Below are 15,678 nucleotides of genomic sequence, written 5' to 3'. Positions count from 1 at the left end.
TGAAACACACACCCCCCGCCATATTCTGGCGGGGGTTGTTGTATCTGCATACGCCACGGGCCTTCTTGGGGTATCGTGCGCCAATAGAGCTGCACAGCCAAACTATCCGGCCTGTTGCACACTCAAACGGTTAATCTTTACGGACAACAATCACGGCATATGTGCAGGATTGTGAACTTTCATTTTTAAAAACACAGTCGCATGGCGGCCCCAGTTCCAGGCAGTCACCTGGTTTCATTTCGTGGCGCGCCCCACCTTCGATGAAAACAAGCTCGCCCTCCTGCAGCCATATCAGTTGCCGTAAAAATGAATAGGCCGCAGCGGGCATCGGAATTTCAGCACCCGCAGGCAAATCAACACGCACAAGATCAAGCGGGAAGTCCGATGTCGGAGAGACATGGCGACGCACATATCCACTTTGCGGGTCCACCCACACCGGCTGATCCGCCGCCCGCACGAGGCGTTCTTCATGCTTTTCCGCCAGCAACAACAAGGCTGACATACTCAGGTTAAACGCTCCGGAAAGCTTTGCCAAAAGCGTCGCCGTCGGGCTGCTTTCACCACGTTCAACCTTATAAACCATTGCCCGCGACACCCCGGATTTCTCGGCAAGGTCGGTTAGGGACCACCCGCGTTTTTCCCGTTCCGTGCGGATGCGCGCACCAATTCGTTGATCAATATCGTTTAATATAGTAGACATATGTATTCTTATAATGAACAAACAGCGAGAGCAACATGAAAATCCGCAACGCCACCCAGGATGACGCCGAAGCGATCATGACAATTTACAATGATGCCGTAACGAATACGACAGCCATCTGGAACGATACCACCGTTGATGTCGCCAATCGCCAACATTGGATGGCAGAGCGGCAGAAAGCGGGCTACCCGGTGTTCGTAGCCGTTGATGACACGGACACCGTGTTGGGTTATGCCTCGTTTGGTGACTGGCGCGCATGGGATGGCTATCGTCATACTGTCGAACATTCAGTTTATGTTCGGGCGGACCGCCGTGGGGGTGGTATTGGCAAGGCCCTGCTGCAAAGCCTGATTAAAAACGCCAGCGACATGGGAAAACATGTCATGGTGGCCGGGATTGAGGCCCAAAATACCGGATCCATCCGGCTTCATGAAAAGCTGGGATTTACCCCTACCGGCCATCTCAGGGAAGTGGGTTGCAAATTCGGACGCTGGCTTGATCTCGTCTTTTTGCAACTTGTGCTTGATTCCCGCCTGACCCCCAAGGATCACCTCAAGGATCACTAAGACCATGACATTTCTGCCAATCTTGGGGCTCTTGATTGCTGCCGGGGCAGCACTTGTTATTCAAAACAGCCTGATGGTCCGCATGAGCGAAACCGTCTCAACCACCCTGATCATTCTGGTGACAAATTCCGCTGTCGGGCTGGCGGCCCTGATGCTGATCCTGGTCAGCCGGAATGGCTTCTCGGGCTTTGTCGAAGTCATTACCCAGTTTCGGGCGTGGAGTGTTCTTCCCGGTCTTCTTGGCTCGTTCTTTGTCTTTGCCAGCATTATCGGCTATCAGCGGTTGGGCGCGGCCTCGACAATTGCCATTCTTATTGCCAGCCAGCTTGTTTTCGGGCTGGCAGCGGACATGATAAAGGCAAACAGCCCACCACAAAACTCGGCCTTCGCCATTGCAGGGGCTGTTTTATTGATCATCGGGGCGGTTCTGGTCGTCTTTCGACGGATATGAACTTAACAGCCCATTTATGCCAGAATGCGCCTACACGCAGGGGCAGATCATTTTTGCCAGTCACGCAGGGCCTTTACCGCCCCCAGCATGGTTTGTTCGCTATGTGCAAAGGAAAACCGCACATAGGATTTGCCGCGAAACGGGTCAAAATCGGTGCCCGGTGTTACGGCAACACCTGTCTCGTCCAACATGCGTTTACAGAAAGCCTCGCTATCATCTGTATGGCGCGAGACGTCAGCATATAAATAAAACGCCCCATCCGCCGGGGCAAACTCGTCAAACCCGGCCCTGGGCAGGTCATTAAGCAGGATTTCGCGGTTCCGGGCATAGGCGGCAATATTGCCCTGCAATTCATCCTCGCAGTCAAAGGCGGCAACGGCAGCCAATTGCGACAGGGTTGGTGCCGAAATAAACAGGTTCTGCTGCAAACATTCCACCTGGCGCCCCAGATCAGGTGGCACTACAGCCCAGCCCAAACGCCAGCCGGTCATGGAAAAATATTTGGAAAAGCTGTTTACGATAAAGGCATCGTCGCCAAATTCGACAGCCGTAGAATCGGCCACATCACCAAAGGAAATGCCCTGATAGATCTCGTCTGAAATCAGGCGAATGCCCTTGTTTTTGCAATAGGCCACCAATTCGGCAAATTTTTCGCGCGAGACCATGCTGCCCGCCGGGTTGGACGGGCTGGCAAGGATCAGACCATCAACCGGCTTATCCAGGGCTTCCAACATCGCAACTGTCGGCTGGTAATGGCTTTCGGGTCCGGCCATCAGGGTGACGGTTTCAATCCCCAGTGCGCCCAGAATATTGCGGTAAGCGGGATAACCCGGGGCCGCCATTGCAACGCGGTCGCCCGCATCAAAGGCAGCCAGAAACGCCAGCACAAAAATGGAGGATGATCCACTGGCAACACAAATGCGCGACGGGTCCAGCGACACACCAAATTTACGCTGATAATGCCCGCAAATGGCGGTGCGCAAAGGTTCAACCCCCAGCGCGTCGGTATAGCCGATTAAATCATCCTCAAGGGCACGGGCCGCCGCCTCGCGTACCTTGCGCGGGGCCGGTGTGCCCGGTTGTCCGACCTCAAGGTGATATACCGCCTTGCCGCTTTGCTGGCGCATATTGGCTGCGCGCAAAACATCCATGACAATAAAGGGTGAAATGGCACCCCGTTCAGATTTTTTCAGCGTCATTTTCCATCCAGTCCGTCAAAACGAAACCTGCCTGCATGAAACACATACAGGCAGGAAATGGGTCTTTTGATAGATCAGCCCGAGGTTAACGGCCCATCGCCATCCCGGCCCCGGCCGGGTCAGCCACAAACTGGCAGCTTTCCGGATGCGGCGGAATACCCTGCGGGCACGACACCCGGTTCACCAGTGACACACCATCATTGTTCAGCGGAACATTGGCGGCACTGCCGGCCCCTTCCAGGTCTTCGGCCATTTGCGCGATCTGCTTGGTGGCACCAGCGGGCGTATCGCTCCCCGCGATGCCATAATAGAATTCCCAAACATTGGGGTTTACCTTAAGAACCGGGCCAACCAAAGGCTGCGAAATATCGCCGCTGGCCAGATCAAGGCCAAAGGCATCCGCCCCGATTCCGACACCAAACGGTTCGGTCATGGTTGTTTCACAGGCAACGGAATTTGCCTCGACATCCACAACAACAAAACCGCTGCGCCCGCCTTTGGCCGCATTGGCCGGTGCATTATCAATATCGGCCAAATAACGGTTCAAAATCCCCGCCAGATCATCGGTTCCGGCGATAACATCCTTCCCGGTTGCCGATTTCGGCGCCTGACTGAAATAAATATTTTCATTGCCCGATTTCACCACAGTTGCTTCGCGCCAGACGGGTTTGTAATTGTTGAGATCAGCCAGCGTTAATGTGCCCCCTGCGGCGGTCACGGCCTTTACAATCTGGCTGGCGAGCACGCCATTATAAAAATCGCCCGGCCCCTTGACCCGAAGCGAGGTTAATAGCGCCCCCAGACCCATTTGCTGCACCCGGTCGCCCACTTTCAAAAGTTGACGATCGCGGCTGTAGATATTTGCCAGGGAAGGCGTTGACAGGATTTTTTCGCGTGATGCGTCAATATCCATCTTGAGCGAGCGTGACAGCGGGATGCCAAAACGCGCATCCTGCTCGGCACTGGCAATCAGTTGTCCCCAGTTCAGACGGCCATAACGCGCGCTTAGGGCATAAAGGCCACGGGGCACACCGGGCACAGCCGTATGGATTTGACCATCCGCTGTTTGTGTTCCCGGACGGGGCCAGAAATCAAGAACTTCGACCTTTTTGGCCGCGCGGTCATGCACCACGCACACCCCGCCGCCGCCAATACCGGCGACCGAAGGTTTGGTCACTGTCATGGTGGCATAAAGGGCCACGGCGGCATCGGCGGCAGTACCCCCTGCCGAAAGAACATCCCGCGCGGTTTGTACCGCCAGAGGCTCATCGGCAGTCACACCGCCCAAAACACCTTTCACTGCCCCGATCTGGCCAAGATTTTGTGGTGTGCTACTACATGCGCCAAGGATGGCAGTCATTGCGCAAATCGCGGCGATCCGCCATGATGGCTGGCCAAATGACTTTTCGCCTGGCCCGGATGAACGAACATACGGAACGCATATTTTGCTTAGACGCATTTTAACACTCACTGCCATTTTCCTTGTTGCCTTGCCCAGCGTTGCTTTCGCTCAAGGCCGTTCATTTATCCGTGACACGGAAATCGAAGAAACCCTTCGTCTCTATGCCACGCCCATATTCAAGGCCGCTGGCCTCGATCCACAGGCTGTATCGGTTTACATTGTTTCCGATAACAGCCTCAATGCCTTCGTTGCCGGTGGGCAAAAACTTTTTATCAATACAGGGCTTCTGTTGAAAGCAGATACTCCCGAACAGGTGATGGGCGTAATCGCGCACGAAACCGGCCACATTGCCGGTGGCCATCTTTCGCGCGTGCAGGACCAGTTGCGCAACGCATCGGCCATTTCCATTCTCTCCACCGTTCTGGGTGTTGCCGCCGGTGTGGCCGCGGGCCGGGCCGATGTGGGAACAGCAGCCGTTATTGGCGGGCAGAACATTGCCCAGCGCAACTTTTTGGCCTATTCGCGCACCCAGGAAAGCAGTGCCGACCAGGCCGGTGTCAAATTCCTGACCGAGGCCGGCATTTCCGCGCGCGGGATGCGCGATTTCATGGAAAAGCTGGAAGGCCAGGAGCTGTTAAGTGCCGCCAACCAGGACCCGTATCTGCGCAGTCACCCGTTGACCACCGAACGTGTTGAATTCCTGGAAAACTATGTTGCCAATTCACCACTTAAGGATGCCAAGGTTTCCCCGGCCCTGTATGAACGCCACGCCCGGATGCGGGCCAAGCTATACGCCTTTACCAACGGCCTGCAAATGACGCTGCGCCAGTACCCGGAATCGGATACCAGCATAGCCGCACGCTATGCCCGCGCCATTGGCTATTATCGCGACTCGCAGTTGCAACCCGCACTCGACCGCATTAATGACCTGATCGCCGACGAACCGGAAAACCCCTATTTTGCCGAGCTGAAAGGCCAGGTATTGCTGGAATTCGGCAAGGCCAACGAAGCAATCGAACCGTTGAAAAAGGCCGTTCAGCAGTCCGACGGTGCACCGCTCATTCGTATTTTGCTGGCCCATGCCGAACTGGAATCCAACAACGCCGATCTGCTGCCCGATGCGAAGGAAAACCTTTTGGCCGCCCTGTCAAAGGAACGGGACAACGCCTCGGCCTGGCGTTTCCGCGCCATTACCGAATCGCGGCTCAATAACCAGGGGGAAGCTTCGCTTTCGCAATCCGAATACAGCCTGTTGACCGGTGATCGCAGTGCGGCGCGGTACCATGCCGTGCAGGCGGATCGCGAACTTAAAAGCGGCACCGCCCCCTGGCAGCGCGCGCAGGATATTTTGCGTGCGACCGAACCGGATAAACCAAACTGATCACCCCAAAAACCGGGGTGCCCGCGACAGATATTGTCTGTGAATGCCCCGGTTTTTCCGGTTCCGATCAATCTCCTCAGCTATTGTTTCCTGGTTATCAGCACGTGCGAAATAGCGGGCATAGGCAAAAAAAGCACCGTCATCATATGCGTAAGCGTTTTAGACACTCTGTCGGCCTGATAATCGGACTGGCGCTGGGTTTTCTTCTTACCGCCTGTACCTTGCCGGGCGCGGGGGTCAATGCGGATGGCGGACTAAAACTGCTTTATGCGCCGTTTTCGCTTAAGCCCGGAAAACTGCCGGAATACTGGCTTTATGCGGCCGCTCCATCTGCCGATATATCCTCCCCTAAGCCAGGCAGGATGCCTGAAAATGGCGCGCGACGCGACGCGCTGTTCTGGGACAATATTGACGGGCGCATCGCACTTGGCATTTCATCGCATCCGTCGCAAAACCAGCCAATACAGCTCGGGCGGCGCACCAATGTCGCCATTCTTGGCAGCCCCTTCCTGTCCTTTGACTGGCAATTGCGAAACGGGGCAATGGCGGGCGACATCACGCTTATTCTCGGGTTCAAAAACCAGAAGGCCACCCGCTGGACTGAAAACGATCTCGGCATTGGTCTGCCCGGTGTGGACTATATTTTGCAAATTCCGGTTGGTGGCAGCCCGGTGGGTCAAACGCCCCTGCTCAATCATCCTGCCCCGGATGAAACCGGCTATTGGCAAACCGACTATCTGGACCTTGCAACGTTACATCGCCATTACTGGCCCGACACCAATACCCGCGATGTCAAACTGGTCTGGATCGGCATTGCCGCCACCCCGCATCCCAACCGCCCAACCCATGCTGTGACCTACCTCTCGCATATTTTACTTTCCCGCTAGAGACCCGTCCCGTATCAAGGCAAAAGAGAATTTTTATCAAAGTGCTACCGTCGCTGGCACCGGACAATTAGAACAGGGATTTCAATGCCTTTGCATCTTTTCAAAAAAGCCGCCGGATTTGCCGCCATTGCCCTGCCCCTCTCGATCATGGCTGTGACCCCGGCTCATGCTGCTGATGACAGTCTTTCCAACGCGCAGCAAAAGCAGGTTGAGACCATGATTGAAAACTACCTCATGGACCATCCTGATGTGTTGCTCAAGGCACTGCAAAATGTACAAACATGGCAAATGGCGGAAAAAACCCGCCTTCAGGACGAAGCCATTGCCCCGGTCTGGAAGGCATTGACCAGCAAGGATTCCACTGCGCCATCGGTTGGCGCGACCAATGCTCCGGTTACGGTTGTCGAATTTTTTGACTATCAGTGCGGCTATTGCAAACGCGCCTTTGATGATGTGATGGCAATGGCCGATGACGACACGCAAAAAATTCGCACCGTATTTTTGGAACTGCCGATCCTGACACCCGAATCGCTGGTGGCCGCCAAGGCCGCCCTGGCAGCACAAAAGCAGGGCAAATACCTTGAATTACACCGCGCCATGATGGGCAGCCGTGGCAAACTGACCGATGATCGTATTGACGAACTGGCCGCCGGTGCCGGTATTGATGTGGCAAAGATGCGCAAGGATATGAATGGCGATGACATTCGCCAGGAACTGTCGCGCAATGCCGCAATGGCAAAATCAATTGGTGTGAATGGCACACCGGCCTTTTTGATCAATGGAACGCTGGTGGCCGGTGCCGATATGGAACGGGTCAAATCGCTGGTCGATGCCGGACTGGAAAAAGAGTCCTGATTTAAAAATTGCCAACATTGGCAGTTTTTCAGTTTCGGTTCCAAAATAAAACCAAAGGCTCCGTTTCGATATGGAAACGGAGCCTTTATTCTTAAACGGGTTAACGACCGATCAAATGATCCCGGCCAGCGGCGAAGAGGGGTCGGCATAACGTTTGCGCGGCATCCGCCCGGCCAAAAAGGCCTCGCGCCCGGCAATCACCGCATGTTTCATCGCGCGTGCCATACGGATCGGGTCTTTGGCCCCGGCAATGGCCGTGTTCATCAAAACACCATCACAGCCCAGCTCCATCGCATAGGATGCCTCGGATGCCGTGCCAACACCGGCATCAACCAGTACCGGCACACTGGCGTTTTCCTTGATCAGGGCAATATTGACCGGGTTGATGATCCCCATGCCCGACCCAATCAGCGAGCCCAGAGGCATGATGGCGACACAGCCCATATCCTCCAGCATTTTTGCCTGGATGGGGTCATCGCTGCAATAAACCATCACATCGAAACCCTCCTTGATCAGGATTTCGGCCGCTTTCAGGGTTTCGGGCATATTGGGATACAGGGTTTTCTGATCGCCCAAGACCTCCAGCTTCACCAGGTTCCAGCCGCCGGCTTCGCGGGCCAGGCGCAAGGTGCGCATGGCATCATCGGCGGTAAAGCAGCCCGCAGTGTTGGGCAGATAGGTGTATTTTTTCGGATCAACATAATCAACCAGCATCGGCTGGCTGGGGTCGGTCACATTCACCCGGCGCACGGCAACGGTAACAATTTCCGCGCCCGATTCTTCAATGGCCAGTCGGGTTTCCTCGAAATCGCGATATTTACCGGTGCCAACCAAAAGGCGGGATTTAAAACTGTGCCCGGCCACAACAAAGCTGTCATCCGCCGCGGCGGCCAGTTCCGGTTCGCCCGAACCACCGCCAATAAAATGGACGATCTCCAGCCGGTCGCCCTCGCCCAATCGCGTGGCATCATAGGCCGTTTTGGGCACGATCTCCAGATTGCGCTCCACGGCGACCTTGGTTGCGGCAATATTCAATTGCGCAAGCAGATCGGCGACGGTGGCGGCATTTTCGATGATACGGTCTTCACCATTGATCGTAAGACGCATTGTTCTGCTGACTTTCCTAATCCTTGAATGCTGGTGCGCAGTATGGTCAGCACCGGGAACGATGGCAAGACGTGATAAGTACCACCACCACAATCGCTGGGCATGACCCGGAAAATGTGCCCCTTAACGGCTCTTTCACATCAAAGCTGGCATATTTGGCAATCTGGATGTAAGGAATGCGGCGTTGCGTCAGACTTTCGTCGTGGTATAAACGCACCACAAACTGCTGGATATGCGAGACCGGATGACAAAACCCGTCTATATCTTAAATGGGCCTAACCTTAATCTTCTGGGACAGCGTCAGCCCGACATTTACGGGACGACCACGCTTGAGGATATAAAGTCACTGTGCGAAAACCATGCCGCAACGCTGGGCATGACGATTGCCTTTCACCAAAGCAATCATGAGGGCGTTCTGGTTGACTGGGTACAGGAAGCCCGTGTAAAGGGTTGCGGCATCATTTTGAATGCTGCGGCCTATACACATACATCGGTCGCACTTCTGGATGCCTTGCTGGCATCTGACCTGCCGATCATCGAGGTACATCTGTCCAATATTCATCAGCGCGACACATTCCGGCACCATTCCTTTGTTTCAAAGGCCGCCAAAGGCATGATTTGCGGCTTTGGTGCCCAAGGGTATGTTCTTGCCCTCGACGCGTTGAAACCCCTTATCGCTCCATCATCATAAAAGATAGTCGAAATGAGCAAGTTCAACATCGATAACGACGCCATTCGCCAGCTTGCAGAATTGCTGGACGAAACCAATTTGACGGAAATTGAAGTTGCCGATGGCGACAACAAAATCCGCGTTGCCCGCCAGGGCACAACCTATGCCACGGCACCGGCCCCGGTAGCAGCACCTGTTGCCGCCGCTGCGGCACCGGCCGCCGCCGCATCGGGTGGCGACATTGCGTCGCATCCGGGTTGCGTTAAATCGCCGATGGTCGGTGTTGTCTATTTCGCACCGGAACCCGGTGCCGCACCGTTTATCACCGCTGGCAGCACCGTTGCCGAAGGCCAGACCCTGATGCTGATTGAAGCCATGAAAACCTTCAATCCGATCCGCGCACCGAAGGCCGGTAAAGTCAGCCAGATTATTGCAACCGACGGCAACCCTGTCGAATATGACGAACCGCTGGTCATCATTGAATAATCCGGGGTTATAACCGCAATGTTTGAAAAAATCCTGATTGCCAACCGGGGCGAGATCGCGCTGCGTATCCAGCGCGCCTGCCGCGAAATGGGCATCAAAACCGTTGCGGTGCATTCCACCGCCGATGCCAATGCCATGCATGTTCGCCTGGCGGACGAAGCCGTGTGTATTGGTCCGGCAGCATCGCGTGACAGCTATCTGAATATTCCGGCCATCCTGTCGGCGGCTGAAATTACCGGGGCCGAAGCCATCCATCCCGGTTATGGCTTTCTCTCGGAAAGTGCCGATTTCGCCGCAATGGTCGAAGAACACGGCTTTACCTTTATCGGCCCCAGCCCGGAACATATCCGGACGATGGGCGATAAAATCACCGCCAAACAAACGGCTGAAAAACTTGGCATTCCGGTCGTTCCCGGGTCCGATGGTGAAATCACCACTGTCGAGCAGGCTAAAAAATGTGCTGCCGACATCGGCTATCCGGTGCTGATCAAGGCATCCGGCGGCGGTGGTGGCCGTGGCATGAAGGTCGTGGAACGCGATGAAGACCTTGCCGAAGCCTTTTCCATGACCCGCAAGGAAGCCTTGCAGAACTTTGGCAATGCTGCAGTTTACATGGAAAAATATCTGGGCAAGCCGCGCCATATCGAATTGCAGGTCATTGGCGATTCACACGGCAATGCCGTGCACCTGTTCGAGCGTGACTGCTCCCTTCAGCGCCGCCACCAGAAAGTTCTGGAAGAAGCCCCGGCACCGATGCTCTCGCCCGAGGAACGGGCGCGCATTGGTGGCATCGTTGCCAATGCCATGCGCGGCATGGGCTATCGCAATGCCGGGACCATCGAGTTTCTTTATGAAAATGGCGAGTTCTATTTCATTGAAATGAACACCCGTTTGCAGGTGGAACACCCGGTGACAGAGGCCATTTCAGGCGTTGATCTGGTGCGTGAACAGATCCGCGTTGCCGCTGGCATGGAACTGTCCTTTACCCAGGACGATATCGAAATCAATGGCCATGCCATTGAATGCCGCATCAATGCCGAGGACCCGCAAACCTTTGTGCCCTCGCCTGGTAAAATTCAGGAATATCACGCGCCCGGCGGTTTGGGTGTGCGTGTTGATAGTGGCATTTATGCCGGTTATTCGATCCCGCCCTATTACGACAGCATGATCGCCAAGCTGATCGTGCATGGTCGTGACCGCGAAGAATGTATGATGCGCCTGCGTCGTGCGCTGGCCGAATATGCGATTGGCGGCATCAAAACCACCATTCCACTGCATCAGCGCCTGTTGGCCAATCCTGATATTCAGGCCGGGAATTACGATATTCACTGGCTTGAAAAATTCATGGATATGAAGAAGTAAAATAAAAACCGGGGATCAAACGATCCCCGGTTTTTGTTTAATTGCCACATCATATTGGTCGGATCGGCGAAGCGTCATTCTGTGCAGCCGAGTCCAGTTCAGGTGGTTCGATTCCAAATGAATCGTCGGAGGAATTAGTATTATCGCCTGTTTGAATATTTTGCGACTGCCCCTGCTGCTGTTGCTGCCCTTGCTGTTGCTGCCCTTGCTGCGCCCCCCCCAATATGGCATTCATTTGGGCACTATTCACCTGGTTCGCTGCATTTAACTGAGGATTGGAACTTGCCTGACGAATAACCACAGTCACTTGCTGCACCGCCTCCGGCGCAATTGCTACAACGGTCGGATTATTTGCCGCTGAATGTGCATTGGCAGCAACCTGCACGCTTGCTGCCGGACTAGCCTGATATACAACCGGAGTCATTGCTACTTTAACCGCACTTTCCGCAACCTGCGCAACCTGGGCTGGCGCGGCCCGAATCACATTCGGATTAACAACAATACGGGCCGCACTCGCGGCCACATTATTGGCATAAGCTGGCGCGGAATTCTGGACCGAACTGTTGCTGACAATATTGACAGCCACCTGCGCCGCCGCAAGGGCCGCCTGAGGGTCAGACTGAACAAGCTGTTCTGCCGCTGCAACAACCTGCTGGGCAAGACTTGCTGCCTGCGTCGGATTACCACCACTCAGGGCTTGGATTGCTGACTGGATTTGCGTCGAATTCCCAGATAAAAGAGCCGCCCGCAAAGCCGGGGGAAGCTGGCTAAGACCAGCAGGACCCGCCTGCTGGGCAAAAGCCGTTGTCGTTCCGTATGCGCCGACTAAAGCCGTCGAAACAAGGAAGGCAACACCAACGGATCGTAAAAGTTTCATAATACCCCCTTAGAAAACATACGGTTGAATTTTTCGGATCATGTTCCGAACACGCACGTTACACAATGCCAAATCATATTTTGGAAAACAGGACACCAATTTTCTTTATCGCAAAACGGCATCCTGGTTTTATCTGTCAATATGGTCGCGCCAAACTAAAAATGAACCCCTTTAAGTATAGATCTCATTATACTCAATTGCAGGAAATCCGGATAGATTAATTTTCATCTTGTTGCCGCAAGACCAATGCACATATGAAATACAGGCGCTGACGGAAAAAACCGTCCGCACAACCAGGACATGCAATTATTTCAGCAATTATGTCAAACCAGCTAACGCCAGAGCTTCTGATCCGCGCCTATTCCGTGGGGCTTTTTCCCATGGCCGAAAGCCACGATGATCCAACGCTGTACTGGATTGACCCGGAATGGCGCGGCGTGATCCCGCTGGATGGTTTTCATGTGCCACGAAGCCTGCGCAAGGTTGTGCGGCGAAAGGAATTTGACATCAAGGTTGATAGCAACTTTGCCGCCACGATTGAAGCCTGTGCGACCACCACCGACACCCGCGAGGAAACCTGGATTAATAAAAACATCCGCGAGGCCTATTGTCATTTACATGAAATGGGATGTGCCCATTCCATCGAAGCCTGGCAAAATGGTGTACTTGTTGGCGGGCTATATGGCGTTAGCCTGGGACAGGCCTTTTTTGGCGAAAGCATGTTCTCGCGCGCCACCAACGCCTCAAAGGTTGCCCTGGTTCACCTTGTCGCCCTGATGCGACAGGGCGGGTATCGCCTGCTGGATACCCAGTTTGTCAACGACCACCTCAAACAGTTTGGGGTGATCGAAATTTCGCGCCAGAAATATCGCAGCCAGCTTGCCGAGGCCCTGACCGGCCGGGCCTCCCTGCCCTTCGAGGCAGATGACGCAGCGATTGAAGCTGTTTTGTGCCAAAAGCCTTATCCCTGATCCGGTTCCTGGAAAGAGGTCCTGCCTGACCACCGTGAAGCAACGGCCGCAGAGCAAATGATGGCTGATCGCAAAAACGCTGTTGCATCCCCAGCACGAAAAAAGGCGGCACCCAAAGGTACCGCCCCGCACAATTTTTATGCCTGACCCGCCTCAGATCAGGAAGCGAACACGCAATGTGCCGTTGATTGCTTCAAGTTCCTTGCGGATGCCCAGGCCCGGTTTGATTTCGTCATCGACTTCAACCACGACATAACCAATACCGCCCTCGGAACGCAAATACTGGCCGGAAATATTCATGCCGCGCGATGCGAAAACATCGTTGATCCTGGAGAGAACACCCGGAACGTTGCGGTGAATGTGCATAAAGCGCGTATGGCTGCGATTCTTGACGGGCAACGAAACCTCGGGAAAGTTCACCGCACCCAAAGTAGAGCCGTTATCGGAATAGGTAATCAGCTTTTCAGCCACTTCGATCCCGATATTTTCCTGGGCTTCCTGGGTGGAGCCACCAATATGCGGTGTCAAAATCACGTTGGTCATCCCGCGTAACGGGCTGACAAATTCGTCGTCCTTGCCTGCGGGTTCAACCGGGAACACATCAATTGCAGCCCCTGCCAAATGCCCGCTTTCAAGGGCGGCGGCCAGATCTTCGATCACAACAACATTGCCACGCGCCGCATTAATGAAATGCGCACCCGGCTTCATTTTGCCCAGTTCGACCGATGTGATCATGTTTTTGGTCTGGTCATTGGCCGGCACATGCAGCGAAACAACGTCAGAACGCGCCAGCAAGTCATCCATACTGGCACAGGACGTGGCATTGCCCATCGCAAGTTTATTGATCACGTCATAATAAATAACATTCATGCCAAGCGACTCGGCAAGCACCGAAAGCTGCGAACCGATATGACCATACCCGATGATCCCCAGCGTCTTGCCACGCGCCTCATAAGAGCCTTTGGCATTTTTCAGCCAGCCACCCGCATGAGCCGCTTTGTCACGCTGCGGAATACCGCGCATCAGCATGATGATCTGGCCCAGGACCAGTTCGGCGACCGAACGGGTATTGGAATAAGGCGCATTGAATACCGGAATGCCGCGCATGGCAGCGGCCGACAGATCCACCTGGTTGGTGCCAATACAGAAACAGCCAATCGAGGTCAGTTTCGGGGCGGCATCAATGATTTCTTCGGTCAGTTTGGTACGGGATCGAATGCCGAGAAAATGTGCTTCGGAAACGACAGACTTCAATTCATCCGCGTCAAGTGCTGCGGGATAGAGGTCAACATTGGAATAACCCGCCTCCCGAAACATTTTAACAGCATTTTCATGGATACCTTCGAGCAGAACAATTTTGATTTTGTCCTTCTCCAACGAAAGTTTGCTGATCACGACGTACCATCCTTTTTTTCGCAGAATTAGCCGGGGTATTCCCCAAGCCGTTCATGAAATAGGACCAACTTGCCGCTACGTCAAAGGCTTTCCCTTGCACATATACGCATTGCGCCTATCTTTTGAACGCATATACCGGGTTATGCGTAGTCACTTAAGGTCTCGACGCACCCATTTGCCAACGGGGAAAACCTTTGCCAGTCGAATTGAAAACAGCCACCGATATTCATCAGATCGGGGCCGACGCGTGGGATGCCTGTGCCGGCTCTGCCAACCCTTTTGTCAGTTTTGCCTTTCTATCGGCAATGGAAGACAGCCAGTCCGCCCACCCGGACACCGGCTGGCAACCTTTTCATATTATCTGCCAGGACGAAGACGGCACGATTGCGGGCGTCGCACCGCTATATGTCAAAGGCCATTCTTACGGCGAATATGTGTTTGACTGGGCCTGGGCCGATGCCTTTCAGCGTGCCGGTGGCAAATATTACCCCAAACTGCAATCGGCCGTGCCCTTTTCGCCGGTGCCGGGCCCCCGGCTGATGGTACGGGCCGATCACCCCGCCCCGGCAGAGATAAAAACCGCCCTGGCCCGCGGCCTTGCTGCCCTGCCCGAACAGCTTGGCCTTTCGGGCGTGCATGTGACATTTTGTAGCGAAGAAGAAAGCCAGGTCATGGCGCAAAACGGTTTTCTTGCGCGCACCGGAATTCAGTATCACTGGAAAAACCGCGATTATCAGACCTTTGATGATTTTCTCGCGGCCCTTAATTCGCGCAAACGCAAAAATATCCGCAAAGAACGCCAACAGGTGGTCGAAGCTGGATACAGCTTTGCCGCCCTGTCCGGTGATGATTTAAAAACACGTCACTGGGATCAGTTCTTTCGGTTTTACCGTGACACCACCGATCGCAAATGGGGCGAGGCCTATCTGACCCGCGAATTTTTTGACCTGCTGCATGACCGGCTGCGCGACAATGTCGTTCTGGTCACAGCATCACGCGATGGCGACATTGTTGCAGGGGCGCTGAACCTTTTGGGGCAGGATACCCTTTATGGCCGAAACTGGGGCAGTATTGACCGCACGCCAATGCTGCATTTTGAAACCTGTTATTATCAGGCCATTGATATTGCCATTGAACGCGGCCTTAAAACCGTTGAGGCCGGGGCACAGGGCGAACATAAAATTCAGCGCGGTTACGAACCGGTCCTGACCCATTCTGCCCATTTTCTGCGTCATCCCGGTCTGCGCGACGCTGTCGCCCGTTTTCTGGCACAGGAACGCTCAGCGATCGAGGAAGACAGCCTGTTTATCCGCGAGGAACACAGCCCCTATCGCAAGAATGACAAAAATCCGCAAACCTGATTTTCGCC

16 protein-coding genes are annotated in these 15,678 nt (G+C 54.5%); 10 read left to right on the top strand and 6 right to left on the bottom strand.

The genetic code is table 11. The annotated features are described in order from the left end of the window. Positions 1-130: 130 nt before the first annotated feature. The gene (locus TH25_RS04220) at positions 131-700 is read right to left on the bottom strand and encodes a helix-turn-helix domain-containing protein (RefSeq protein ID WP_114087174.1); all 570 of its coding nucleotides are present in this window, start codon (positions 698-700) and stop codon (positions 131-133) included. Positions 701-735: 35 nt separating this feature from the next. Between TH25_RS04220 and TH25_RS04215 the strand changes: the two genes are divergently transcribed. Together TH25_RS04215 and TH25_RS04210 are read left to right on the top strand one after the other, a co-directional pair. Further along, the gene (locus TH25_RS04215) at positions 736-1,266 is read left to right on the top strand and encodes a GNAT family N-acetyltransferase (protein WP_114087173.1); all 531 of its coding nucleotides are present in this window, start codon (positions 736-738) and stop codon (positions 1,264-1,266) included. Positions 1,267-1,270: 4 nt separating this feature from the next. Then, entirely contained in the window at positions 1,271-1,717 is a 447-nt protein-coding gene (locus TH25_RS04210) for a DMT family transporter (protein WP_114087172.1), read from the top strand. A gap of 47 nt (positions 1,718-1,764) precedes the next feature. Here the strand turns inward: TH25_RS04210 and TH25_RS04205 are convergent, their stop codons facing one another. Both TH25_RS04205 and TH25_RS04200 read right to left on the bottom strand, forming a co-directional pair. Continuing rightward, positions 1,765-2,916 carry a pyridoxal phosphate-dependent aminotransferase gene (locus TH25_RS04205; protein ID WP_114087171.1) on the bottom strand — a complete coding sequence of 384 codons (1,152 nt, stop codon included), beginning with the start codon at positions 2,914-2,916 and terminating at the stop codon, positions 1,765-1,767. A gap of 85 nt (positions 2,917-3,001) precedes the next feature. After that, positions 3,002-4,276, bottom strand: a complete 1,275-nt coding sequence (locus TH25_RS04200; RefSeq protein WP_258549025.1) for a gamma-glutamyltransferase — start codon at positions 4,274-4,276, stop codon at positions 3,002-3,004. Positions 4,277-4,361: 85 nt separating this feature from the next. Here TH25_RS04200 and TH25_RS04195 point away from each other — a divergent pair, with 85 nt between their 5' ends. The 3 genes from TH25_RS04195 to TH25_RS04185 all read left to right on the top strand — a co-directional run bounded on the left by TH25_RS04195 (position 4,362) and on the right by TH25_RS04185 (position 7,441). Then, positions 4,362-5,699, top strand: coding sequence for a M48 family metalloprotease (locus TH25_RS04195; RefSeq protein WP_114087169.1), 1,338 nt, complete (start codon positions 4,362-4,364; stop codon positions 5,697-5,699). A 146-nt stretch (positions 5,700-5,845) separates the two neighbouring features. After that, on the top strand, positions 5,846-6,586 hold the full coding sequence (locus tag TH25_RS04190; protein WP_114087168.1) for a hypothetical protein: 741 nt from the start codon (positions 5,846-5,848) through the stop codon (positions 6,584-6,586). An 84-nt stretch (positions 6,587-6,670) separates the two neighbouring features. Continuing rightward, positions 6,671-7,441 (top strand): thioredoxin domain-containing protein, encoded by a 771-nt coding sequence (locus TH25_RS04185; protein WP_114087167.1) that lies wholly within the window; start codon positions 6,671-6,673, stop codon positions 7,439-7,441. Between the two features lie 111 nt (positions 7,442-7,552). Here the strand turns inward: TH25_RS04185 and thiS are convergent, their stop codons facing one another. After that, the gene (thiS, locus tag TH25_RS04180) at positions 7,553-8,548 is read right to left on the bottom strand and encodes a sulfur carrier protein ThiS (protein ID WP_114087166.1); all 996 of its coding nucleotides are present in this window, start codon (positions 8,546-8,548) and stop codon (positions 7,553-7,555) included. Between the two features lie 244 nt (positions 8,549-8,792). On the opposite strand from thiS, the gene aroQ reads away from it, so the two are divergent. The 3 genes from aroQ to accC are packed head-to-tail and all read left to right on the top strand — an operon-like array spanning position 8,793 to position 11,066. Continuing rightward, positions 8,793-9,239, top strand: a complete 447-nt coding sequence (gene aroQ / locus TH25_RS04175) for a type II 3-dehydroquinate dehydratase (RefSeq protein ID WP_114087165.1) — start codon at positions 8,793-8,795, stop codon at positions 9,237-9,239. Positions 9,240-9,251: 12 nt separating this feature from the next. Then, positions 9,252-9,704 (top strand): acetyl-CoA carboxylase biotin carboxyl carrier protein, encoded by a 453-nt coding sequence (gene accB / locus TH25_RS04170; protein WP_114087164.1) that lies wholly within the window; start codon positions 9,252-9,254, stop codon positions 9,702-9,704. Positions 9,705-9,722: 18 nt separating this feature from the next. Further along, a complete protein-coding gene (gene accC, locus TH25_RS04165; protein ID WP_114087163.1) occupies positions 9,723-11,066 on the top strand; it encodes an acetyl-CoA carboxylase biotin carboxylase subunit in 1,344 nt (447 codons plus the stop codon). 49 nt (positions 11,067-11,115) lie between these two features. Here the strand turns inward: accC and TH25_RS04160 are convergent, their stop codons facing one another. Continuing rightward, a complete protein-coding gene (locus TH25_RS04160; protein WP_114087162.1) occupies positions 11,116-11,943 on the bottom strand; it encodes a hypothetical protein in 828 nt (275 codons plus the stop codon). Between the two features lie 320 nt (positions 11,944-12,263). Between TH25_RS04160 and aat the strand changes: the two genes are divergently transcribed. After that, positions 12,264-12,914, top strand: coding sequence for a leucyl/phenylalanyl-tRNA--protein transferase (aat, locus tag TH25_RS04155; RefSeq protein ID WP_114087161.1), 651 nt, complete (start codon positions 12,264-12,266; stop codon positions 12,912-12,914). A gap of 153 nt (positions 12,915-13,067) precedes the next feature. Here the strand turns inward: aat and serA are convergent, their stop codons facing one another. After that, positions 13,068-14,309: a phosphoglycerate dehydrogenase gene (gene serA, locus TH25_RS04150; protein WP_114087160.1), complete on the bottom strand. Its 1,242-nt coding sequence runs from the start codon at positions 14,307-14,309 to the stop codon at positions 13,068-13,070. 194 nt (positions 14,310-14,503) lie between these two features. Here serA and TH25_RS04145 point away from each other — a divergent pair, with 194 nt between their 5' ends. Beyond that, positions 14,504-15,670, top strand: coding sequence for a GNAT family N-acetyltransferase (locus tag TH25_RS04145; RefSeq protein ID WP_114087159.1), 1,167 nt, complete (start codon positions 14,504-14,506; stop codon positions 15,668-15,670). Positions 15,671-15,678 lie beyond the last annotated feature (8 nt).

Origin of the sequence: Thalassospira profundimaris (assembly GCF_003326755.1) — a bacterium.
GTDB classification, from domain to species: domain Bacteria; phylum Pseudomonadota; class Alphaproteobacteria; order Rhodospirillales; family Thalassospiraceae; genus Thalassospira; species Thalassospira profundimaris_B.
The sequence above is the reverse complement of the archived record's forward strand: the minus strand, read 5'-3'. Positions and strand labels throughout refer to the sequence as shown.